This is a genomic window from Microbacterium psychrotolerans (assembly GCF_031085295.1).
Classification (GTDB): domain Bacteria; phylum Actinomycetota; class Actinomycetes; order Actinomycetales; family Microbacteriaceae; genus Microbacterium; species Microbacterium psychrotolerans.
Genome location: NZ_JAVFWO010000008.1, coordinates 44,895 through 64,381, shown reverse-complemented (window position 1 = coordinate 64,381; position 19,487 = coordinate 44,895). Strand labels below are relative to the sequence as shown.

The window sequence follows — 19,487 nt, the reverse complement described above, 5'->3', positions numbered from 1 at the left end:
GCGCTCTGCCGACTTGGCGCAATTGGTAGCGCACCGTACTTGTAATACGGGGGTTACGGGTTCAAGTCCCGTAGTCGGCTCCAAGAACCGGATGCCGCTGGATTCACCTGTCCAGAATTGATTCCAGCGCCGGGATGCCGCCGCGTTGCCGCCCTGGAATCGGCTCCGGTGCCGCCAACAGGCAAGATGGATCGGGTGACCGCATCCCGCCCGCCCGTCTGGATCGGCCTGGGCGGAGCGGCGCTCATCGGCATCCTCACCGCAGTGCAGGCCCGCATCAACGGTCAGCTCGGCGTCCGCATCGGCGACGGGTTCGCCGCGGCCGTGATCTCGTTCGGCTCCGGGCTGATCGTGCTCCTTGTGCTCTCGGCAGCGCTGCCGCAGGGGCGCAGAGGGTTCGCCACGCTGGTCACCGGCGTCCGCGGACGCCGCATCCCGATCTGGATGCTGTGCGGCGGCGTCGCCGGCGCACTCTCCGTCGCGACCCAGTCGCTCGCGGTCGGCATCATCGGCGTCGCGCTGTTCACGGTCGGCGTGGTCGCGGGGCAGACGGTGAGCGGCCTGCTGCTGGACCGCGCGGGAGTCGGTCCCGCGGGCATCGTCGCCGTGACGCCGGCACGACTCGTGGGCGGTGCGCTCGCGATGCTCGCCGCGGGCGTGTCGCTGGCCGGGGGCGTGAACGCGCCGCCCGTGCTCCTCGTGCTGCCGTTCCTGGTCGGAGCCGGCATCGCCTGGCAGTCGGCGGTCAACGGGCGGCTGCGTCAGCGTGTGGGCACGCCGCTGACCGCGACGCTCGTGAACTTCATCGGCGGCACGGCGGTGCTCGGTGTGGCCGAGCTCATCCACACCGCGGTGGCGGGCGCCCCGACGTCGTACCCGTCGGATCCATGGCTGTACCTCGGCGGCGTGATCGGTGTGGCCTACATCTTCCTCGCCGCAGCGCTCGTGCCCTTCACCGGGGTGCTCCTCCTCGGCCTCGGCACCGTCGTGGGGCAGGTCGTGACGTCGGTCCTGATCGATGCGATCTGGCCCGCGGCTGGCGGACCGGGGCTCGGCGCGTCGCTGCTGATGTCGACGCTGGCGATCCTGTCGGTCGTGGTGGCGGCCGTGCCCTGGCGACGGATGCCGCGGCCTCGGCTCTGATGCCTGCTGTCCCGAACCGGCGCCTCTCCCCAGGGAACGACGGCGCGCCTGGCCGGAGTTCTCACCGCCTCAGCCGCCGTCATGTGCGCTGTCGCGCTCGAGAAGGTGATGGAATGGATGGCGGCGCGACCGCCGGACCCGGCGTCAGCCGCACAGATGCGTCGTGCTCCGCGTGGAACCCCGCGAGTGCGTACCCGACGCGGTGGGCCGGAGAATCCGGCCGGCTGCCTGTCGCGCCCCGCGTGGCCGAGACCCCGACGGCCCGGGCCGCGCGTGACCTGAAGCACGGAAGAAGAGTGAGATGTCGGCAGATCCCTATGGCAACGGTGCAGAGGTCCTCGATCCCGAGGAGGATCTGCGCACCCTGATCTCGACCCGTCCGGGGCGCCATCGCGCCGTCGACCCGTCGATCGCCCGCTCCTGGCTGTTGGTACCCGGAACGCGCCCCCAGTCCTTCGACGACATGGCGGCCTCCCGTGCCGATGCCGTGGTCCTCGACATCGAGGACGCCGTCGATCCGAGCAACAAGCCGCAGGCGCGTCAGGACGTGGTCGACTGGCTCACGGCCGGCGGCCGCGCGTGGGTGCGCGTGAACGACGCGGCGAGCCCCTTCTGGGCCGATGACCTCGCGGCGCTCGCCGGGGCGCCCGGGCTGCTGGGGATCATGCTCGCCAAGACCGAGTCGCCGGACCAGGTGACGAGCTCGTTCGACCGCCTGCGCGCCAGCGTGCCCGTGGTGGCGCTCATCGAGTCGGCGCTGGGAATGGAGGACGCCGCGCACATCGCCCGCGCGCGCGGCGCATTCCGGCTCGCCTTCGGCAGCGGCGACTTCCGGCGCGACACGGGCATGAGCGCGGATGCCGAGGCCATGGCCTACCCGCGCGCCCGCCTGGTCGTCGCCAGCCGGGTCGGCGATCTCCCCGGCCCGATCGACGGCCCGACCGTGGGCAACAGCATGCCGACGCTGCGCGAGCACTCCGCGATCACCGTGTCGATGGGCATGACCGGAAAGCTGTGCCTGGCCGCCGAGCAGGCGCCGGTCATCAACGAGGTGATCTGCCCCACACCCAGCGAGGTGGAGTGGGCGCTGGACTTCCTGGCCGATTTCGAGGGACGGGGCCGCGTCATCCGCGACGGCAGCGACTTGCCTCGCCTCGGTCGGGCGCAGAAGATCGAGAAGCTCGCGATCGCATTCGGCGTCCACCCGACCTCGTGACCACCGCACCACCCCCGACCCTCGAAGGGATGCATGACATGGCTGACGACATCCGCCTGCACGAAGGCGACCGGAACCCCGGCTTCGCCCTTCCCGACTCCACCGGCACCGTCGTGCGGCCGGAGGACTTCGCCGGCCGCCGCCTGATCGTGTACTTCTACCCGGCTGCCTTCACGCCCGGCTGCACGACCGAGGCCTGCGACTTCCGCGACAACCTCGCCTCGCTCCAGGCTGCCGGGGTGGCCGTCGTCGGCATATCGCCCGATCCGGTCGAGCGGCTCGCCGAGTGGGCGAAGGCCGAGCAGCTGGAGTTCCCGTTGCTCTCGGACGAGGACCACGCCGTCGCCGAGGCGTGGGGCGCATGGGGCACCAAGGTCGTCAACGGAGAGGAGCGCGTGGGTCTCATCCGCTCGACCTTCGTCCTGGGCGCCGACGGCACGGTGGAATCGGCGGAGTACCGCGTCGACCCGCAGGGGCACGTCGACCGGCTGCGGGCACAGCTCGCCGCCTGAGCCGGGTTCGGCCCGACCGCCGGACAGCGTTCCGGGCAGGGGGGCGCGTCGCGGCATCCGTCGCTCGCTCCGCCTCGGCGCACGCGTCACGACGTCGCCGTCGCCGCGCGTGCGTCAGGGCATGCGACTGACGAAGGGGCGGGCGTCGACGGCCTTGCGCCGTTCCGGCCGCGAGCTCGCCGGCTTGCCGCCGACATAGAGCCAGCCGAGCAGCTCCTCGTTCTTCTTGAGACCGTGAGCCTTCGCGACGGCCTTGGCGCGCGTGTAGTGCCCGGTGCGCCAGATGACGCCCCAGCCTGCCTCGTCGAGCAGCAGGCTCAGCATGTGCGCGACGCCCGAGGCGACGGCTTCCTGCTCCCAGCGCGGCACCTTGTGGCTCTTGCGGTAGCTCGCCACGACCGCGATGAGCAGCGGTGCGCGCAGCGGCTTCGACGAGACGCCTTTGTCGCCCTGCGCCTTGTTGATCGCGCGGCCGAGCCGCTCGCGGTCCTCGCCGCGGAGCTCGATGAGCCGCCACGGCCGCAGCGACGAGTGGTCGGCGACCCGACCGGCAGCCGCGACGAACTGCAGCAGTTCGTCGTGGGTCGGTGCCGCGTCGGTCACCTTCGACCACGACCGTCGTGCGAGCGCGGCGTCCAGCGCTCCGGGCATCAGGCGGTTCCTGCGTCGTCGCCCGGCGTGAACTGCAGCGAGATCGAGTTCATGCAGTAGCGGTCGCCCGTCGGGGTGCCGAAGCCGTCGGGGAACACGTGGCCGAGGTGCGAGCCGCAGTTCGCGCAGCGCACCTCGGTGCGCACCATCCCGTGACTGTTGTCCTCGATAAGCTCGACGGCCTCGGGACGGATCGACTCGTAGAAGCTCGGCCAGCCGCAGTGCGAGTCGAACTTCGTGCCGCTCTGGAACAGCTCGGCGCCGCACGCCGCGCACGTGTACAGGCCGGCGCGGCTCTCGTCGAGCAGCTCGCCGGTCCACGGCCGCTCGGTGCCGGCCTCGCGCAGCACCGCGTACTGCTCGGCGGTCAGGTCTGCACGCCACTGGGCGTCGCTCTTGTCGACGGCGTAGGTCATGGTGTCCTCCTGGGGCACGGCATCAGGGCCCGTGCTCTCGAGGTTCCATTCAACCTCAGCCGGTGGGGTAGCGGGTCGTCGGGTGTCGGGGTCTGAGGCGCGCCACGAACGTTCGGGGCGCGTCGCGTCCGCCCGGACGGTCACCGGGCGCCCCGAACCCGAAGGGCTGGACAGTGGGGGAGGATGGCGGGATGACCGAGGACCCGCAAGCCGAGACCGCTGCGGTCGTGGAGCGCTATGGGCGCTTCGCGCGGGACGAGGCACCCGGGCGCTCTGACCTCTACGCGGGCTGGGCCCGCGGGGTGGTCGCCGACCCGGCGGTCGCCGCTATCCTCGCGCGCATCCCGGCCACGCGCCGGCAGCCGCCGCTCGTCTTCGCGGTCACGCGCATGCTCGGCGCGCCCGAGGAGGATTTCGCGGCGTGGGCAGCGTGGCTGCGTGCCCACGCCGACCGGACGGTGGCCGAGGCATCCGCGCGGCGCCTGCAGACCAACGAGCCGATGCGGTGCGCCGTCCTCCTCCCCGCGTTGGCCACCGTCCCCGGGCCGATCGCGCTGCTGGAGGTCGGCGCGAGTGCGGGGCTGTGCCTGTATCCCGACCGCTACTCGTACCGCTACCACAGTGGCGATGGCGTCGTGGCGCTGGATCCGGCCGACGGGAACTCGACGGTGGTGCTGGAATGCGAAGTCACCGGCGACCCGCCCCTGCGCATGCCTGAGGTGGTGTGGCGCGCCGGGATCGACCTCGATCCGCTGGACGCCGCCGACGCCGGCGACCGTCGCTTCCTCACGAGCCTCGTATGGCCGGGGGAGACGGGCCGTACCGACCGCATCGCCGCCGCCCTCGACATCGCTGCGGCGGATCCACCCCTGCTCCGCGCCGGTGACGCATCGGACCCCGACGTCCTGCACGCGGCCGCCGCGCTCGCGCCGGCCGACGCGACGCTCGTCGTGACGACGCCCGGCGTCCTCCCGCACATCGCTCGCGCCGGACGCGAGCGTCTCGTCGAGGCCGTGCGACGACTGGACGCCGTGTGGATCACGATCGATCCGCCGGGCCTGCACGAGGGGTGGCGACCGCCCGTCGATCCCGACGCGTGGGGCGGCTTCGTGCTCGGCCGCGACGGCGAGGCGCTCGCCGCGGTCGATCCGCTCGGCTCGTTCGTGCACTGGCGCGCGTGGCGCACCGGAGAGACGGATGCCGCGGGCTAGCGTGGACGCGTGCCTCTGACCGACCGCGATCGCGCCATCCTCGACTTCGAGGTCGAGTGGCGCCGGCACGCGGGGGCCAAGGAGGAGGCGATCCGGGCCGAGCTCGGGATATCGCCGGCACGGTACTACCAGCTGCTCGGGCGGCTCATCGACACGACCGAGGCGCAGGAGCACGATCCGATGCTCGTCAAGCGACTGCGCCGGCTGCGTGAGGTCCGCCTCCACGAGCGCGCCGCCCGCGCCGCCGACGCGCGCTGAGTCGCGGTTCCAGCCCGGACGGGACTGTCGCAGACGGAACGCGCGGCGTTCGCCGGGTAGCATCGACGGGTGCCGACCACCAGCTTCCCTCGGGATCGTTTCGACGATGTGCCGGAGACGGACCGCGTCGGCGCCCACCGGGCGGAGAACCCGCGCATGCGCGGATGGGTCGTGCTGCTGTGGGCGGCGCTGGCCACCGTCGTCCTCATCGTCATCGGGATCTTCGGCACGCTCCTGGCGTCCGGCCGGATCGAGCTCGTGCCGACGCCGACTCCCACGGTGGCCCCCGTTCCCGAGGTCACTCCGGTCGTCGACCTCAACTACGACGTCATGATCCTCAACGCGACGCCCGAGCAGGGACTGGCCACGCAGATGAAGGACGTCGTCGTCGGCGCCGGATGGGCCGACGAGAAGGTGACGGCGGGCGAGGCAGGCTCGCAGGACTTCCCGACGACCACCGTCTTCTACGTCGACCCGGCCGACGAAGCGGCTGCCGCGGGCCTCGCCGACGTCATCGGCGGCGCGGAGATCGAGCAGAGCGAGGCCTACCCGGCGACCTCGCCCGATGTCCCTCAGCTGACCGTCGTGATCGGCCTCGACCGCACCGCCGCCGGGCAGACGCCCGCGCCCACGCCCTGATCGCGGGGCGTCGTGTTTCGCGCCGGTAAACACTTGTATTCCTGCGTGTCAACAAGTGACGAATCGCGCCGAGGCGGAGTTTTCGCCTGCATACGATGAAGCCCTGCACCGCCGGCTACAGGAGATTCGCATGACCCAGGGCACCGTCAAATGGTTCAACGCCGAGAAGGGATTCGGCTTCATCACCGTCGCCGACGGCCAGGACGTCTTCGTCCACTACTCGAACATCGACATGTCGGGCTTCCGCGTGCTCGAAGAGGGTCAGACCGTGGAGTTCACGGTCGGCTCCGGCCAGAAGGGCCCTCAGGCGGAGTCGGTGCGCGTCGTCTGACACCGACCCAGCGCCCGGCGCTGACCTACCCAGGAGACGGGATGCCGCAAGGCATCCCGTCTCTTCGTATGTCGGCATCCGTCACCGCGGCTTGCACTCGATAGGGTCGAGTGCCAGAATGATTTAGCACTCGTGTTTGTTGAGTGCTAATACCCAAAGCCAACGTTCCGGAGGGACGACACACACATGGCAAAGATCATCGCTTTCGACGAGGAGGCCCGCCGCGGCCTCGAGCGCGGCCTCAACACGCTGGCCGACGCCGTCAAGGTGACGCTCGGCCCGCGCGGTCGCAACGTCGTGCTCGAGAAGAAGTGGGGCGCACCCACGATCACGAACGACGGTGTCTCCATCGCCAAGGAGATCGAGCTGGACGACCCGTACGAGAAGATCGGTGCGGAGCTCGTCAAGGAGGTCGCCAAGAAGACCGACGACGTCGCCGGTGACGGCACGACCACCGCGACCGTTCTGGCCCAGGCGCTCGTGCGCGAGGGCCTGCGCAACGTCGCAGCCGGCGCCGACCCCATCTCGCTCAAGAAGGGCATCGAGAAGGCCGTCGCCGCCATCACCGCCGAGCTGCTCGAGTCCGCCAAGGAGGTCGAGTCCAAGGAGCAGATCGCTGCCACGGCATCGATCTCGGCCGCTGACCCCGAGATCGGCGCGCTGATCGCCGAGGCCATCGACAAGGTGGGCAAGGAAGGCGTCGTCACCGTCGAGGAGTCGCAGACGTTCGGCACCGAGCTCGAGCTCACCGAGGGCATGCGCTTCGACAAGGGCTACATCAACCCCTACTTCGTCACGGACCCGGAGCGCCAGGAGGCGGTCTTCGAGGACCCGTACATCCTCATCGCGAACCAGAAGATCTCGAACATCAAGGACCTTCTGCCTGTCGTCGACAAGGTGATCCAGGACGGCAAGGAGCTCGTCATCATCGCCGAGGACGTCGAGGGTGAGGCTCTCGCGACCCTCGTGCTCAACAAGATCCGCGGCATCTTCAAGTCGGTCGCCGTCAAGGCCCCCGGCTTCGGCGACCGTCGCAAGGCGCAGCTGCAGGACATCGCGATCCTCACCGGCGGCCAGGTCATCACCGAGGAGGTCGGTCTCAAGCTCGAGAACGCCACCCTCGACCTGCTCGGCCGTGCGCGCAAGGTCATCGTCACCAAGGACGAGACCACGATCGTCGAGGGTGCCGGCGAGGCGGACCAGATCGAGGGTCGCGTGACCCAGATCCGCCGCGAGATCGACAACACCGACAGCGACTACGACCGCGAGAAGCTCCAGGAGCGCCTCGCCAAGCTCGCAGGCGGCGTCGCCGTCATCAAGGCGGGCGCGGCCACCGAGGTCGAGCTCAAGGAGCGCAAGCACCGCATCGAGGACGCCGTTCGCAACGCGAAGGCGGCCGTCGAGGAGGGCATCGTCCCCGGTGGTGGTGTCGCCCTCATCCAGTCCGGCAAGAAGGCGCTCGACGCCCTCGAGCTGACCGGTGACGAGGCGACCGGTGCCAACATCGTGCGTGTCGCGATCGAGGCCCCGCTGAAGCAGATCGCCCTCAACGCCGGCCTGGAGCCGGGTGTCGTGGCGAACAAGGTGTCGGAGCTCCCCGCGGGCCACGGCCTCAACGCCGCCACGGGCGAGTACGGTGACCTGTTCGCACAGGGCATCATCGACCCCGCCAAGGTGACCCGCTCTGCGCTGCAGAACGCCGCGTCGATCGCGGGCCTGTTCCTCACGACCGAGGCCGTCGTCGCCGACAAGCCGGAGAAGGTCTCGGCTCCGGCCGGCGACCCGACCGGCGGCATGGACTTCTGATCCTGCCTTTCGCGTAACGCGTTCACAGAACGGCCCCTCCTCGCGGAGGGGCCGTTCTGCGTCCGCCTGGGGGGATCAGCGGAACAGGCTCGTCGTCGCCAGCTCGGTGTCGGCGTACTGCCGGCCGGCCGCGGCGAGTGACGCGTTGATGTTCGCGAGAGACTCCTCGACCTGTCGCTGGGTCGCCCGCCACTGCTCGACGACACCCGTGAACGCCACCGAGGCGGAGCCGGTCCACGAGGACTGCAGCTGGGTCAGCTGTGCGAGCATCGCGTTCGACTCCGCCTGCAGTCGGTCGATCGTGCCGCGCACCGTGGCGGTCGAGGTGAGGATGCTGTCGCTGTCGACGGTGAAGACGGCCATTCGGGACTCCTGATCAACGTGCGGCGGCCGGATGCCGAACCCGCGGTGCACGACACGCTAGGGGGCGGCGCTGCGCGGGGATCGGCATCCCTCGTCATCTGGGGAGGGAGCGGCGGAACCGCCGATGGGGGAGGAGGGGCTTCACTCCGACGCGTCGGCCAGGCGCGGCATCGGCTGCGTCAGGACGTCGAGGTGCTCCGAGGCGGCGCGGGCGTCGGCGAGCGGGAACGCGACACGGAAGGTCGCACCGCCGCCAGGCGTGTCGACGACGTCGACCGAGCCGTGCAGCGCCTCCACGATCGACGCCACGATCGACAGGCCCAGCCCGGAGCCGCCCGTCTCGCGCGTCCGCGACGTGTCGGCACGCCAGAAGCGCTGGAAGATCTTGTCCTTGATCTGGTCCGGCACGCCCTCACCGTGGTCGACGATCTCGATCCAGCCCATGCGGGAGCGCGCGTCGGTGCCCACGCGCAGCTCGATGGGCGAGTCCTCGGCGGTGAACCGTCGCGCGTTGCCGAGCAGGTTCGTCACGACCTGACGGATGCGGTTCTCGTCGCCGAGCACGATCGGCGGAAGCCCGTCCGCCGGCGCGGCGCCGTCGGCATCCGGCAGCAGCGGCGGCAGGGCGCCGGCCGCCGCGCCCGCTGCGGGCACCGGCTTCGGGCGCCGTCGCAGCAGCGACAGGGTGGCGCCGGCGCGGGAGATCGCCGAAGGCCCTCCGGCGCGCCGCTTCTCGTCGGCGGCGCCCGCCGATTCCTCCTCGACCGGCGGCGTCGGATCCTCGATCGTGGTGTCGATCACCGTGACCGGGCGTGCGGGGGAGGCAGCACGGACGTCGAGCGCGGCATCCCGGGCGACAGGGCGCAGATCGACCGGACCGATGACGACGTCGCGGCGCTCGTCCAGGCGAGCGAGGGCCAGCAGGTCCTCGACGAGCAGCCCCATGCGGATCGCCTCCTTCTCGATGCGCTCCATCGACTGCGCGACGTCCTCGTCGCCGCGGACGGCCCCCATGCGATACAGCTCGGCGTAGCCGCGCACGGTCACCAGCGGGGTGCGCAGCTCATGACTGGCGTCGCCGATGAAGCGCCGCATCTGTCGCACGGTCGCGTCGCGCTGCGTGATGGCGGCGTCGACGCGGTCGAGCATCGCGTTGATCGCGGTCTTGAGGCGCCCGACCTCGGTCGTCGTCGGCTCGATGTCGGTCATACGCAGGCTGAAATCTCCCGCGGCGATCGCGTCGGCGGTCGATTCGACCTGGCCGAGGCTGCGGAAGGTGAGGGTGACGAGGTAGCGAGTGGCCACCGCCCCGCCCACGAGGATCAGGATGGCGAGGATGCTGTAGATGCCGATGTACGAGGCGATCGTGCGGTTCACCGTCGCGAGGGGGACCGCGACCATCTGCGTGTAGAAGAGCCCGGTGTTGCCGAGTTCCTCCACGGTCACGGTGCCGCGGAACTCGGTGTCGCCGTCGACGGATGACAGCGTGACGATGTCGAGTTCCTTCGGCAGCGCGTGGTCGAGCGGATAGGTCTCGGGGAACGCCGGTTCCGGGCCGCCACGACCACCCGCGACCGCGATGAGATCACCGTTCTCCGGCTCGTACACGGCGACGAAGTAGTCGGTGGACGGCGGATTGTCGACCGGCTCGGCGACGAGTCTGCCGTTCTCGGAGGTCAGTTCGAGGAGCGGGCTCGCGGCATCCGTGCTGGCGAGGGCGTCCACCTGTGTGTCGACGCCGTCGATGAGCGAGTTGCGCAGGAACGCCGCCGTGCCGACGCCGGCGGCGATGAGGCCGACTGCGAGGAGCGCGACAGTGACCCCGGTGACCTTCGCGCGCAGGCTCGTGCCGCGCCACCACCGGGTGATCGCGTCGGGCTTCTGCGCCAGAACGTCTCCCTTGCTCGCGGCCGCGCTAAGCGGTCTTGCCGGCCTTCAGCATGTACCCGAAGCCGCGCTTGGTCTGGATGAGCGGCTCCGACGAGTGTGGATCGATCTTGCGTCGCAGGTAGGAGATGTAGCTCTCGACGATGCCGGCGTCGCCGTTGAAGTCGTACTCCCAGACGTGGTCGAGGATCTGCGCCTTCGACAGCACGCGGTTGGGGTTGAGCATGAGGTAGCGCAGCAGCTTGAACTCGGTGGGGCTGAGGTCGATGGAAGCCTCGCCCACCTGCACGTCGTGCGTGTCCTGGTCCATCGTGATCTCGCCCGCGCGGATGACGGACTCCTCGTCCGCCTGCATCGTGCGGCGCAGGATCGCCTGGATGCGGGCCACGATCTCGTCGAGGCTGAAGGGCTTCGTGACGTAGTCGTCGCCGCCGGCGTTCAGGCCGGTGATCTTGTCCTCGGTCTCGTCCTTCGCGGTCAGGAAGAGGATGGGCGCCGTGTAACCGGCGCCGCGGAGGCGCTTGGTGACGCTGAACCCGTTCATGTCGGGCAGCATCACGTCGAGGATGATGAGGTCCGGCTCCTCTTCGAGGACGGCCGAGATCGTCTGAGCGCCGTTGGAGACGGCCCGTACCTGGAATCCGGCGAATCGCAGGCTCGTGATCAGCAGGTCGCGAATGTTCGGTTCGTCGTCCACGACGAGGATGCGCGGTGCGGTCATGCCCTCATTATGTCGGCGGAATCCATGTGGCGTCTGGATATCTACGACGCGGCCCCGAATTCGTTCACTCGTCGTCGCGGCGGATCTCGACGCAGCAGCGGCCCGCTGCGGGCGCGAGGACGGCGGTGCGCGGGTCGGCGGTCGCGCTCACCAGGCCGCGGACGAGCTCGAGGTTCGCGCCGCAGATGAGGTCGGTGTGCCGGGTCGCCAGGGCATGGAACGGACAGTTCTCGAGCACCAGATCGGGCGACGCCTCGCTGCGTGCAGCGCCCGTTTCGGCGGGAGGGGCCGAGCCTGTATGCGGCTCGGTCGCCGGGGTCGCCCGCGGTTCGTATCCGCACGCCGTGAGCGCGTCTTCGAGGCCTTCGCGTCCGGCGCCGATCGCAGCCCCGGCAGCGAAGGCCTCGGCGGCGAGCGCGATGCGCACCGGGATGCCGTTCTCGTCCGCCTGCTGCGCGGCGGCGGCCAGCAGCTCGCTCGCGAGTTCGTAGTGGCGTTCGGGGATGGTGGCCGCCAGCTCCGCCACGCTGGCGCGGTAGAGCTTCGCGGGGCGCCCGGCGCCCGGCCCGCTCCGGCCGGAACGCCGGACGTACTCGACGGTCAGGAGGCCGGCACCCGCGAGCCTGTCGAGGTACAGCGCCGCCGTGCTGCGCGGGATGCCGAGCGCTGACGCGGCGTCGTCGCGGCTGATGGCGCGGTGCGCCGCCAGGCGATACAGCTCGCGTCGACGCGGGTCGCTCAGCGCGGCGACCGCATCGGCGCGGTTCGGAGTGAGACTGCTCACGGTGCGAGTCTACCTCTAAAAGCAGGATCCTTGACAAAAGAATGCGCAGGTCCTAGCGTCGAGGCCAGGCGAGCCTCTCGTGCTCACACCAAGGAGTGGCGATGATGTCGACCCCGGTTTACGCGACGCCGCTGCACGCCCTGACCGACGATGCGCGGGTCGATCGCGACGCCGCGATGACGGCCGTCGCGGACCTGCTCCTGGCGCTGGGGCACGATCCCGACGCGGGTGACCTCGTCGAGACGCCGCGCCGGGTCGCCGACGCCCTCATCGAGATGCTGTCGCCCGAGCCGTTCGAGATGACGACCTTCCCGAACGACGACGGCTACGACGAGGCCGTCGTGGTGCGCGGCGTCCCGTTCGTCTCGCTGTGCCGTCACCACCTCCTGCCGTTCCGCGGCACGGCAACGATCGGCTATCTGCCGGGGGACCGGCTGGTCGGGCTCTCGAAGCTCGCCCGCGTCGCCCTGCACCATGCGCGCGGGCTCCAGGTGCAGGAGGCTATGACCATGCAGATCGCCCGCACTCTCGAGACGGCGCTGACGCCGCGCGGCGTCGGGGTCGTCGTGGAGGCGGAGCACCTGTGCATGTCCGCGCGCGGCGTCCGCACCGCCACCGCGACGACCGTGACCACGGCGTTCCGCGGCGAACTCGCCCACGACGACGCCCTGCAGGCTCGACTCATCGGGGCGCGCACCAGCTGACGCCCCGATGTCGACGAGAGGAGTCGTGATGAGCCACATGCTGATCATCGGAGGGGGCCTTGCCGGCGGCACGGCGGCCGAGGCACTGCGCGACGAGGGCTTCGACGGCGAGATCACCGTCGTGGCCGCAGAGCCGCACCCGCCCTACCAGCGACCGCCGCTGTCGAAGGGATACCTCGCGGGGAGCGAGGGGACGGATGCCGTCATCCTCCATCCCGCGCAGTGGTACGCCGAGCGCGGCATCCGACTGATCATCGGCACCGCCGCGAGTGCGCTCGACCCCGTCGCCCACACCGCGGCGCTCGAGGACGGGACACGGCTGGACTACGACGCCGTGCTGCTGGCGACAGGCGCGACGCCGCGCATGATCCCGCTCCCCGGCCACGAGCTGCCCGGCGTCGTGACGCTGCGTCGCCTCGACGACTCCGACGCGCTCGCCGCCCAGCTGCGCGACGGCGGCCGGCGACTCGTGGTCATCGGGGCGGGGTGGATCGGCATGGAGGTCGCCGCCACCGCCCGCGGCTTCGGCAACGAGGTCGCGATCCTGGAGCGCGACGACGTGCCTCTCGCGGCCGCGCTCGGCCCCGAGATGGGCGAGGTCTTCCGGGATCTGCACCTGGAACACGGCGTCGACCTCCGCACGTCGGTCGCGGTGGAACGCATCGTCGGATCCGACCGCGCCGAAGGCGTCGTCGTCGACGGTGAGACGCTCCCGGCAGATCTGGTGCTGGTCGGCGTCGGGGCCGCACCCGACACCGCGCTAGCCGAGTCGGCCGGCCTCGACATCCTGAACGGCGTTCTCACCGATGCGGCGCTGCGCACCAGCGCACCCGACGTCTATGCGGCGGGGGACGTCGCCAACCCGTTCCACCCGGTGCTGCAGCGGCATCTGCGCAGCGAGCACTGGGCCAACGCGCTGAATGCCGGCAAGGTCGCGGCGCGGTCGATGCTCGGCAAGCCGGCATCCTTCGACGAGATCCCGTACTTCTACACCGATCAGTACGACCTCGGCATGGAGCTCTCGGGGTACGCGCCCCTCATGACGGATGCCGAGCTCGTCGTCCGCGGCGACCTCGCGGCTCGCCGGTTCATCGCGTTCTGGGTCGACGCCCCTGATTCCACCGGAAGGGGTCGTGTGGTCGCGGGCATGAACGTCAACGTCTGGGACGTCAACGAGACCGTGCAGGCGCTGATCCGATCGGGCGAGCGGCTCGACGCGGAGCGCCTGCGGGATGCGGACGTGCCGCTGGATAGCCTTCTCCCGTGACCCTCGCTCCCCATTCGACCTCCGCGCTGTTCACGGGAGTGCTCGATCTTCCCGGCGGCGCTCTCGACCTCTCGCAGCACGTCGCCGTCATGGCGATCGTGAACCGTACGCCGGACTCCTTCTACGACCGGGGTGCAACGTTCGCCCTCGACGCCGCGGTGGCCGCCGGGGTCGCCGCCGTCGAAGCGGGGGCGGAGATCGTCGATGTCGGCGGGGTGAAGTTCGCGCCCGGACCCCCGCTGCCGGTCGAGGAGGAGATCGCGCGCGTCGTGCCCGTGGTGCGTGAGTTGGCGCCGATCGTGCGGGTGAGCGTCGACACGTTCCAGCCCGAGGTGGCACGCGCGGCCATCGCGGCCGGTGCCGCGATCATCAACGACACGACGGGCCTGCACGATCCGGCGATGGCCGACGTCATCGCCGAGGGCGGCGCCGGCGTCGTCATCGCCCACAGCCTCGCCGCGCCCCGGACCCCGCATCCGCTACCGCGGTACGACGACGTGATCGGCGACATCGCGGGCTTCCTGGCCACCCGGCGCGAGCTCGCACGCGAACGGGGCGTGCCCGACGAGCGGATCGTGCTCGATCCGGGCCACGACCTGAACAAGAGCACGCGGCAGACGCTCGAGCTGACCCGCCGGCTCGGTGAGTTGGCGGGCCTCGGCGCGCCGCTCCTGGTCGCCCTGTCGAACAAGGACTTCGTCGGCGAGACCCTCGACCGTGCGCGCGGCGAGCGACTCTCGGGCTCGCTCGCGGCCGCGGTGTTCTGCGTGCTGCACGGGGCTCGCATCGTGCGGGCGCACAACGTGCGCGAGACGGTCGACGCGATGCGCATGGTCGAGGCGATCCTCGGCTGGCGAGAGCCGGTCCTCGAGCTGCACAACGCGCGCGCCGAGGGGAACGCCTGATGCCGACCCGTCACGAGCTCTTCGACGCGTATGAGCTGCCCGGCCGCACCGAGTCGCGGGTGCGCATGAACTTCGTCTCGAGCGCCGACGGCGCCGTCACGCTCGGCGGGCAGAGCGGCGCCCTCGGCGGCGCCACCGATCGCACGCTCATGCAGGTGCTGCGCGCGATGGCCGATGTCGTGGTGGTAGGCGCCGGAACTGTGCGCGCCGAGGGCTACGGCGGACTGCAGGTCGATGCCGACCACGTCGAGTGGCGTCGTGCGCACGGCCTCTCCGATCACCCGGCGCTGGCGGTGGTGAGCGGTGGCCTGCATCTCCAACCCGAAGATTCCGTGTTCTCCCAGGCGGTGGTGCGCCCCCTGATCATGACGACGGATGCCGCCGCCGACGTCCGCGGCGATCTCTTCCAGGCCGTTGCCGAGGTGGTCCGGTGCGGTGCGGAGGCGCTCGATCTCACGGCGATGCTCGACGCGTTCGCCCGCCGAGGATGGACCCAGGTGCTGTGCGAGGGCGGCCCGCACCTCTTCGGCGCGCTGCTCGAGGCGGGTCTGGTCGACGAGGTCTGCCTCACCCTGGCACCCCGGTTCGTGGGTGGGAAGGCGGGACGCATCGCGCAGGGCGCCGCAGAGTCCGATCGCCGGCTCTCCCTGGCGGGTGTCGTGACGGACGAGGACGGATTCGTCTTCCTGCGCTACTCGCGCTGAGAGTCCGCGTCTGCGGTGTCACGCCGACAGGCAGCCGTGCACGGCGACGGCGACGCTCGCGCGCACCGGCACCTGCGGGTCGACGCTGAGCCGGTGGAGGACGATGCCGTCGCCGAAGGCCATGAACGCATGGAGTGCGGCGTCCGGATGCGGTGCCCCGAGGGCGACCAGGAGACCCCGGGTCCAGGCGGCGATGCCCTCCCGCTGGACGCGCAACGGCGCGAGGAGCGCCGGATCGGAGGCCGATTCGAGGAACAGCGCGTACCGCGCCCGCGTGCGCACCGCGTGGGGGCCCGTGAGGAGCTCGATGCCGGCGGTGAACATGTCGATGAAGCCGTCGAGATCGTCGAACGGCCGGCCGAGGGCGGCGCCCAGGTCGCGCGTCTCCTGCGCGGCGATCCATTCGGAGACACCGGAGACGAGTGCGGCGCGCGTGCGGAAGTGGTTCGATGTCGAACCGCGGGGGAGTCCGGCGTGCGCGTCGACCCGCGCGTGGGTGAGCGCGCGGATCCCCTGCGTTCCGACGAGTTCGACGGCGGCGTCCAGCGCGCGTTCGCGGGTGGTGCTCATCGATCGGGCCTCCTCTGTGCTCACTGCGGATGCAGTGACAAGTCACTATAGTCGTAGTATCGTCTGCACCATGACCGAGATCGCCGGTATCCGCTCGCGGACGGTCACCGCGAACGGATTGCGGATGCATGTGACCGAAGCGGGCGTGGGCGAGCCCGTGCTCTTCCTGCACGGATTTCCCCAGAGCTCGCGAGAGTGGGCGCCGGTCATGACGGCCCTGGCGGACCGCGCCCACCTCATCGCCCCGGATCTGCGCGGTGCCGGGGACACGGACGCGCCGCGGGACGGGTACGACGCGCCGACGGTGGTGGGCGACGTGGTCGCGCTGCTCGATGAGCTGGGAATCGACCGGGTAGACCTCGTAGCGCACGACTGGGGAGCGCTGGTCGGCTTCGATCTGTGCCTCGAGCACCCCGATCGGATCCGACGCTATGTCGCGGTCGCCGTGCCGGCACCGTATCTCCGGATGACGCCCGCCCTCATGGTGGGAATGATGAGGGCGATGCCGCACCTGTGGTTCCAGTGGGTGATCGCCACACCAGGACTCGGGCCTCGACTTCTGTCGCGCGGACGCCAGCGTCTCGCTCGCTGGCTGATCCACGGATTCGAGCATCGGCCCATGGCCGAGTCGGATGTCGATGCCTACGTGGAAGCGCTGCGCGACCCCGCGCGCGCGAGAGCGGCCTCCAAGCTCTACCGTGGGCTCATCCTGCCGGCATTCATGAAAATCGTGAGGGGTTCCTATCACGGCAGGGTGCTCCGTACTCCGACGCTGGTTCTCTTCGGCGCCGACGATGCGCTGCTGCCCAAGGACGCGCTCACGGTGAGTACGGACGACGCGCCGCACACGACGGTCGAGTTCGTTCCCGGCGGCGCGCACTTCCTCGTGGACGACAATCCCGGCGAGGTGACCCGACGCGTCGCGGCGTTCCTCCTGACGTGACCCCCGCGCGCTACTGCTGCGCGGGCGGGGCATCGGGATCGTGCGACCACACCGCCAGCTCGTTCCCCGCAGGATCCACGAAATGGAAGCGGCGCCCGCCCGGGAACGCGTAGATGTCGTGGCGGATCGTGCCGCCCGATTCCAGGACCCGTGTGCGTGCCGCCTCCAGATCGTCGGCGAACAGCACCGTCAGCGGAGCAGCCTGCTGCGTCGCGTCGGCCGACCCGTTGAGGCCGAACGTGACGCCGCCGGAAGTCGTGTCGGCGTAGCCGTCGCCATAGGCGGTGAAGCCCCAGCCGAACACCGCCTCATAGAACGAGCGCGTCGCGCGAAGGGCGGCAGGGTCGGGGACGGGGAGCTCGACGAGATCGATGCGATTGTTCTCTGGCATGTGCCAGGTCTACTCGCCTCGTGCGACATCGGCCACCTCGCGGCGATGTCTCCGATAACAGGTGCACCACCGCCCCTGTCGCACCTGCGTGCTCTGCATTAGGTTCATCGTGATCGCGCCCACGAGGACGCGTGCACGCGGCGGGCTATGGCGTCCGCCAGAGAAGGGGAGGGCCCTGTGCACACGCGCACGACATCCATCTCGCGCCTGGCAGGAGGAGCGGTCATCGCCGCGACTGCCGTGGCGCTCGCACTGGCCGGTCCCGGAGCGGCCACGGCCGCGCCGGGCGACAAGAACACGCCGAACGGCCCGACGATCGACATCCAGCTGCTGTCCTTCAACGACTTCCACGGCAATCTCGAACCGCCGACGGGGTCCAGCGGCCGTCTCGTGCTGGATCACGCGCTTCCCGCAGGTGCGGCCAAGCCGGTGGATGTGACCACAGACACGCTGACGCCTCCCGGTGTCGGCGGCGTCGAATACCTCGCGACCCACCTCGCGCAGGCTCGCGAAGGGCACCCGTACTCGCTGACTGTCGCCGCCGGCGATCTCATCGGCGCATCGCCGCTGCTGTCGGGCGCGTTCCATGACGAGCCGACGATCGAGGCGCTCAACGCGCTCCACCTCGACGTCTCCGCGGTCGGCAACCACGAGTTCGACGAAGGCTACGTCGAGCTCCAGCGAATGGCCGACGGCGGCTGCATCGACGACGGCGACGGGGCGAACAACCAGAACTCGTGCCCCGACGGCACATTCGACGGTGCGGATTTCGACTACCTCGCGGCCAATGTGGTCTACGAGGGCACGAACGAGACGATCCTGCCCGCCTACTCGATCGAGAACATCAAGGGCGCCAAGATCGGCTTCATCGGCATGACGCTGAAGGAGACCCCCGACATCGTCACCGCTTCCGGGGTCGCCGGCCTCGAGTTCAGGGACGAGGTCGCCACGGCGAACGCGCTCGTGCCGGTGCTCAAGGCGCAGGGCGTGAACGCCATCGTCGTGCTGCTCCACCAGGGCGGGACGCCCGGTCAGGAGACGTGGTACGGGCCCGACAACAAGCCGTACCAGGTGAATCCGTCTTATGACGCGGCGTGCGGCAACGGCGCCGAGCTCGACCCGATGAGCCCCGTCATCCCGATCGCGAAGGGCCTCGACCCGGCCATCGACATGGTCGTGTCCGGCCACACGCACCAGCCGTACATCTGCAGCATCAAGGACCCGGCCGGCAACGACCGCATGGTCACGTCGGCGTCGTCGTTCGGCCGCCTCTTCACCGACACGACGCTCACGTACGACCGCCGCACGCAGGACATCGTGCGGACCTCGGTGCAGAGCGAGAACCTGCTCGTGACCCGCAACGTGGACAGGGACCCCGTCGAGACGCAGCTGATCGCCAAGTACAAGACACTGGTCGCACCGATCGCGAGCGAGGTCATCGGACAGATCTCGGCCGACATCACGCGGGCGCCCAACGCCGGCGGCGAGACGGCGCTGGGCGACCTGATCGCCGATGCGCAGCTCGCCGATCCGAGTGTGATCGGACCGTACGCGGCACCGGTCATCGCGCTGATGAACCCCGGCGGCATCCGCACCGATCTCACGTACAGTGCGTCGGCGTGGGGCGAGGATCCCGGCGACGTCACCTACGAGGAGGCGTTCAACGTGCAGCCGTTCAACAACTACCTCGTGTCGCTGGACCTCACCGGCGCCCAGATCAAGGAGCTGCTGGTACAGCAGTGGACGGGCGTCAATGCGGCTCAGCCGAAGGTGCTGCAGGTCAGCGCCGGGTTCGCGTACACCTATTCGGGCACCACGCTCGGGCAGGTCACCCTCAACGGGCAGCCGTTGGTCGACACGACCGTCTATCGCGTCGTGACGAACAACTTCCTGGCGGGCGGCGGTGACGGCTTCCCGACATTCCTGGCTGCCGGAAACGTGTACTACGGCGGCCTCGACATCGACGCGTTCGCGGCGTACCTCACGGCGCACAGCCCGTACGCGCCGGTGGCGCTCGACCGCATCATCAAGCAGTAGGTCAAGAGACGGAGAAGGCCCGGGGCTG

The 19,487-nt window shown here is 70.3% G+C and carries 22 protein-coding genes and 1 tRNA gene; 15 read left to right on the top strand and 8 right to left on the bottom strand.

Features of this window, described 5'->3' with window-relative positions:
- The first annotated feature begins 7 nt into the window (after positions 1-7).
- From Q9R08_RS19765 to bcp, 4 genes are all read left to right on the top strand, one after another.
- A tRNA-Thr gene (locus Q9R08_RS19765) sits at positions 8-83 on the top strand.
- Between the two features lie 103 nt (positions 84-186).
- Positions 187-1,143 (top strand): DMT family transporter, encoded by a 957-nt coding sequence (locus tag Q9R08_RS19760; RefSeq protein ID WP_418001383.1) that lies wholly within the window; start codon positions 187-189, stop codon positions 1,141-1,143.
- Positions 1,144-1,444: 301 nt separating this feature from the next.
- Positions 1,445-2,359: an HpcH/HpaI aldolase/citrate lyase family protein gene (locus Q9R08_RS19755; protein ID WP_308869899.1), complete on the top strand. Its 915-nt coding sequence runs from the start codon at positions 1,445-1,447 to the stop codon at positions 2,357-2,359.
- A 38-nt stretch (positions 2,360-2,397) separates the two neighbouring features.
- Complete coding sequence (gene bcp / locus Q9R08_RS19750; protein ID WP_308869898.1) at positions 2,398-2,871, top strand: thioredoxin-dependent thiol peroxidase; 474 nt, start codon at positions 2,398-2,400, stop codon at positions 2,869-2,871.
- Between the two features lie 114 nt (positions 2,872-2,985).
- Here bcp and Q9R08_RS19745 read toward each other — a convergent pair whose 3' ends face one another.
- A complete protein-coding gene (locus tag Q9R08_RS19745; protein WP_308869897.1) occupies positions 2,986-3,522 on the bottom strand; it encodes a nitroreductase family protein in 537 nt (178 codons plus the stop codon).
- Positions 3,522-3,938: a peptide-methionine (R)-S-oxide reductase MsrB gene (gene msrB, locus Q9R08_RS19740; protein WP_308869896.1), complete on the bottom strand. Its 417-nt coding sequence runs from the start codon at positions 3,936-3,938 to the stop codon at positions 3,522-3,524. The genes Q9R08_RS19745 and msrB overlap by 1 nt, the downstream gene beginning before the upstream one ends.
- Before the next feature lie 191 nt (positions 3,939-4,129).
- Between msrB and Q9R08_RS19735 the strand changes: the two genes are divergently transcribed.
- From Q9R08_RS19735 to groL, 5 genes are all read left to right on the top strand, one after another.
- Positions 4,130-5,149, top strand: a complete 1,020-nt coding sequence (locus Q9R08_RS19735; RefSeq protein WP_308869895.1) for a DUF2332 domain-containing protein — start codon at positions 4,130-4,132, stop codon at positions 5,147-5,149.
- Between the two features lie 9 nt (positions 5,150-5,158).
- Complete coding sequence (locus Q9R08_RS19730; RefSeq protein ID WP_308869894.1) at positions 5,159-5,407, top strand: DUF3263 domain-containing protein; 249 nt, start codon at positions 5,159-5,161, stop codon at positions 5,405-5,407.
- A gap of 69 nt (positions 5,408-5,476) precedes the next feature.
- Complete coding sequence (locus Q9R08_RS19725) at positions 5,477-6,046, top strand: LytR C-terminal domain-containing protein (RefSeq protein WP_308869893.1); 570 nt, start codon at positions 5,477-5,479, stop codon at positions 6,044-6,046.
- Between the two features lie 130 nt (positions 6,047-6,176).
- Positions 6,177-6,377, top strand: coding sequence for a cold-shock protein (locus Q9R08_RS19720; protein WP_045298154.1), 201 nt, complete (start codon positions 6,177-6,179; stop codon positions 6,375-6,377).
- Positions 6,378-6,563: 186 nt separating this feature from the next.
- Positions 6,564-8,183: a chaperonin GroEL gene (gene groL / locus Q9R08_RS19715; RefSeq protein WP_308869892.1), complete on the top strand. Its 1,620-nt coding sequence runs from the start codon at positions 6,564-6,566 to the stop codon at positions 8,181-8,183.
- Between the two features lie 75 nt (positions 8,184-8,258).
- Here the strand turns inward: groL and Q9R08_RS19710 are convergent, their stop codons facing one another.
- The 4 genes from Q9R08_RS19710 to Q9R08_RS19695 all read right to left on the bottom strand — a co-directional run bounded on the left by Q9R08_RS19710 (position 8,259) and on the right by Q9R08_RS19695 (position 11,938).
- The gene (locus Q9R08_RS19710) at positions 8,259-8,546 is read right to left on the bottom strand and encodes a WXG100 family type VII secretion target (protein ID WP_308869891.1); all 288 of its coding nucleotides are present in this window, start codon (positions 8,544-8,546) and stop codon (positions 8,259-8,261) included.
- 141 nt (positions 8,547-8,687) lie between these two features.
- Positions 8,688-10,271: a sensor histidine kinase gene (locus Q9R08_RS19705; RefSeq protein ID WP_308869890.1), complete on the bottom strand. Its 1,584-nt coding sequence runs from the start codon at positions 10,269-10,271 to the stop codon at positions 8,688-8,690.
- Positions 10,272-10,461: 190 nt separating this feature from the next.
- On the bottom strand, positions 10,462-11,154 hold the full coding sequence (locus tag Q9R08_RS19700) for a response regulator transcription factor (protein ID WP_308869889.1): 693 nt from the start codon (positions 11,152-11,154) through the stop codon (positions 10,462-10,464).
- A gap of 64 nt (positions 11,155-11,218) precedes the next feature.
- Complete coding sequence (locus tag Q9R08_RS19695) at positions 11,219-11,938, bottom strand: helix-turn-helix transcriptional regulator (protein ID WP_308869888.1); 720 nt, start codon at positions 11,936-11,938, stop codon at positions 11,219-11,221.
- Between the two features lie 104 nt (positions 11,939-12,042).
- Here Q9R08_RS19695 and folE point away from each other — a divergent pair, with 104 nt between their 5' ends.
- From folE to Q9R08_RS19675, 4 genes are read left to right on the top strand one after another with little or no spacing between them, the layout of a single operon-like run.
- On the top strand, positions 12,043-12,642 hold the full coding sequence (folE, locus tag Q9R08_RS19690) for a GTP cyclohydrolase I (RefSeq protein ID WP_308869887.1): 600 nt from the start codon (positions 12,043-12,045) through the stop codon (positions 12,640-12,642).
- 28 nt (positions 12,643-12,670) lie between these two features.
- Positions 12,671-13,909 carry an NAD(P)/FAD-dependent oxidoreductase gene (locus Q9R08_RS19685; protein ID WP_308869886.1) on the top strand — a complete coding sequence of 413 codons (1,239 nt, stop codon included), beginning with the start codon at positions 12,671-12,673 and terminating at the stop codon, positions 13,907-13,909.
- Positions 13,906-14,814 carry a dihydropteroate synthase gene (gene folP, locus Q9R08_RS19680; protein ID WP_308869885.1) on the top strand — a complete coding sequence of 303 codons (909 nt, stop codon included), beginning with the start codon at positions 13,906-13,908 and terminating at the stop codon, positions 14,812-14,814. Before Q9R08_RS19685 ends, folP begins: the two co-directional genes overlap by 4 nt.
- Positions 14,814-15,518 carry a pyrimidine reductase family protein gene (locus Q9R08_RS19675; RefSeq protein ID WP_308869884.1) on the top strand — a complete coding sequence of 235 codons (705 nt, stop codon included), beginning with the start codon at positions 14,814-14,816 and terminating at the stop codon, positions 15,516-15,518. Before folP ends, Q9R08_RS19675 begins: the two co-directional genes overlap by 1 nt.
- An 18-nt stretch (positions 15,519-15,536) precedes the next feature.
- Here Q9R08_RS19675 and Q9R08_RS19670 read toward each other — a convergent pair whose 3' ends face one another.
- Positions 15,537-16,088 (bottom strand): TetR/AcrR family transcriptional regulator, encoded by a 552-nt coding sequence (locus Q9R08_RS19670; protein ID WP_308869883.1) that lies wholly within the window; start codon positions 16,086-16,088, stop codon positions 15,537-15,539.
- A gap of 70 nt (positions 16,089-16,158) precedes the next feature.
- Here Q9R08_RS19670 and Q9R08_RS19665 point away from each other — a divergent pair, with 70 nt between their 5' ends.
- Positions 16,159-17,031 carry an alpha/beta fold hydrolase gene (locus tag Q9R08_RS19665; protein WP_308869882.1) on the top strand — a complete coding sequence of 291 codons (873 nt, stop codon included), beginning with the start codon at positions 16,159-16,161 and terminating at the stop codon, positions 17,029-17,031.
- A gap of 10 nt (positions 17,032-17,041) precedes the next feature.
- Here the strand turns inward: Q9R08_RS19665 and Q9R08_RS19660 are convergent, their stop codons facing one another.
- Positions 17,042-17,422, bottom strand: a complete 381-nt coding sequence (locus Q9R08_RS19660; protein ID WP_308869881.1) for a VOC family protein — start codon at positions 17,420-17,422, stop codon at positions 17,042-17,044.
- 177 nt (positions 17,423-17,599) lie between these two features.
- Between Q9R08_RS19660 and Q9R08_RS19655 the strand changes: the two genes are divergently transcribed.
- Complete coding sequence (locus tag Q9R08_RS19655) at positions 17,600-19,459, top strand: bifunctional metallophosphatase/5'-nucleotidase (RefSeq protein ID WP_308869880.1); 1,860 nt, start codon at positions 17,600-17,602, stop codon at positions 19,457-19,459.
- Positions 19,460-19,487: the final 28 nt, after the last annotated feature.

Coding starts and splice junctions, on each gene's coding strand:
- Q9R08_RS19760 (WP_418001383.1), top strand. CDS start 187: ATGGATCGGGTGACCGCATCCCGCCCGCCCGTCTGGATCGGCCTGGGC.
- Q9R08_RS19755 (WP_308869899.1), top strand. CDS start 1,445: ATGTCGGCAGATCCCTATGGCAACGGTGCAGAGGTCCTCGATCCCGAG.
- bcp (WP_308869898.1), top strand. CDS start 2,398: ATGGCTGACGACATCCGCCTGCACGAAGGCGACCGGAACCCCGGCTTC.
- Q9R08_RS19745 (WP_308869897.1), bottom strand. CDS start 3,522: ATGCCCGGAGCGCTGGACGCCGCGCTCGCACGACGGTCGTGGTCGAAG.
- msrB (WP_308869896.1), bottom strand. CDS start 3,938: ATGACCTACGCCGTCGACAAGAGCGACGCCCAGTGGCGTGCAGACCTG.
- Q9R08_RS19735 (WP_308869895.1), top strand. CDS start 4,130: ATGACCGAGGACCCGCAAGCCGAGACCGCTGCGGTCGTGGAGCGCTAT.
- Q9R08_RS19720 (WP_045298154.1), top strand. CDS start 6,177: ATGACCCAGGGCACCGTCAAATGGTTCAACGCCGAGAAGGGATTCGGC.
- groL (WP_308869892.1), top strand. CDS start 6,564: ATGGCAAAGATCATCGCTTTCGACGAGGAGGCCCGCCGCGGCCTCGAG.
- Q9R08_RS19710 (WP_308869891.1), bottom strand. CDS start 8,546: ATGGCCGTCTTCACCGTCGACAGCGACAGCATCCTCACCTCGACCGCC.
- Q9R08_RS19700 (WP_308869889.1), bottom strand. CDS start 11,154: ATGACCGCACCGCGCATCCTCGTCGTGGACGACGAACCGAACATTCGC.
- folE (WP_308869887.1), top strand. CDS start 12,043: ATGTCGACCCCGGTTTACGCGACGCCGCTGCACGCCCTGACCGACGAT.
- Q9R08_RS19685 (WP_308869886.1), top strand. CDS start 12,671: ATGAGCCACATGCTGATCATCGGAGGGGGCCTTGCCGGCGGCACGGCG.
- Q9R08_RS19675 (WP_308869884.1), top strand. CDS start 14,814: ATGCCGACCCGTCACGAGCTCTTCGACGCGTATGAGCTGCCCGGCCGC.
- Q9R08_RS19670 (WP_308869883.1), bottom strand. CDS start 16,088: ATGAGCACCACCCGCGAACGCGCGCTGGACGCCGCCGTCGAACTCGTC.
- Q9R08_RS19665 (WP_308869882.1), top strand. CDS start 16,159: ATGACCGAGATCGCCGGTATCCGCTCGCGGACGGTCACCGCGAACGGA.
- Q9R08_RS19660 (WP_308869881.1), bottom strand. CDS start 17,422: ATGCCAGAGAACAATCGCATCGATCTCGTCGAGCTCCCCGTCCCCGAC.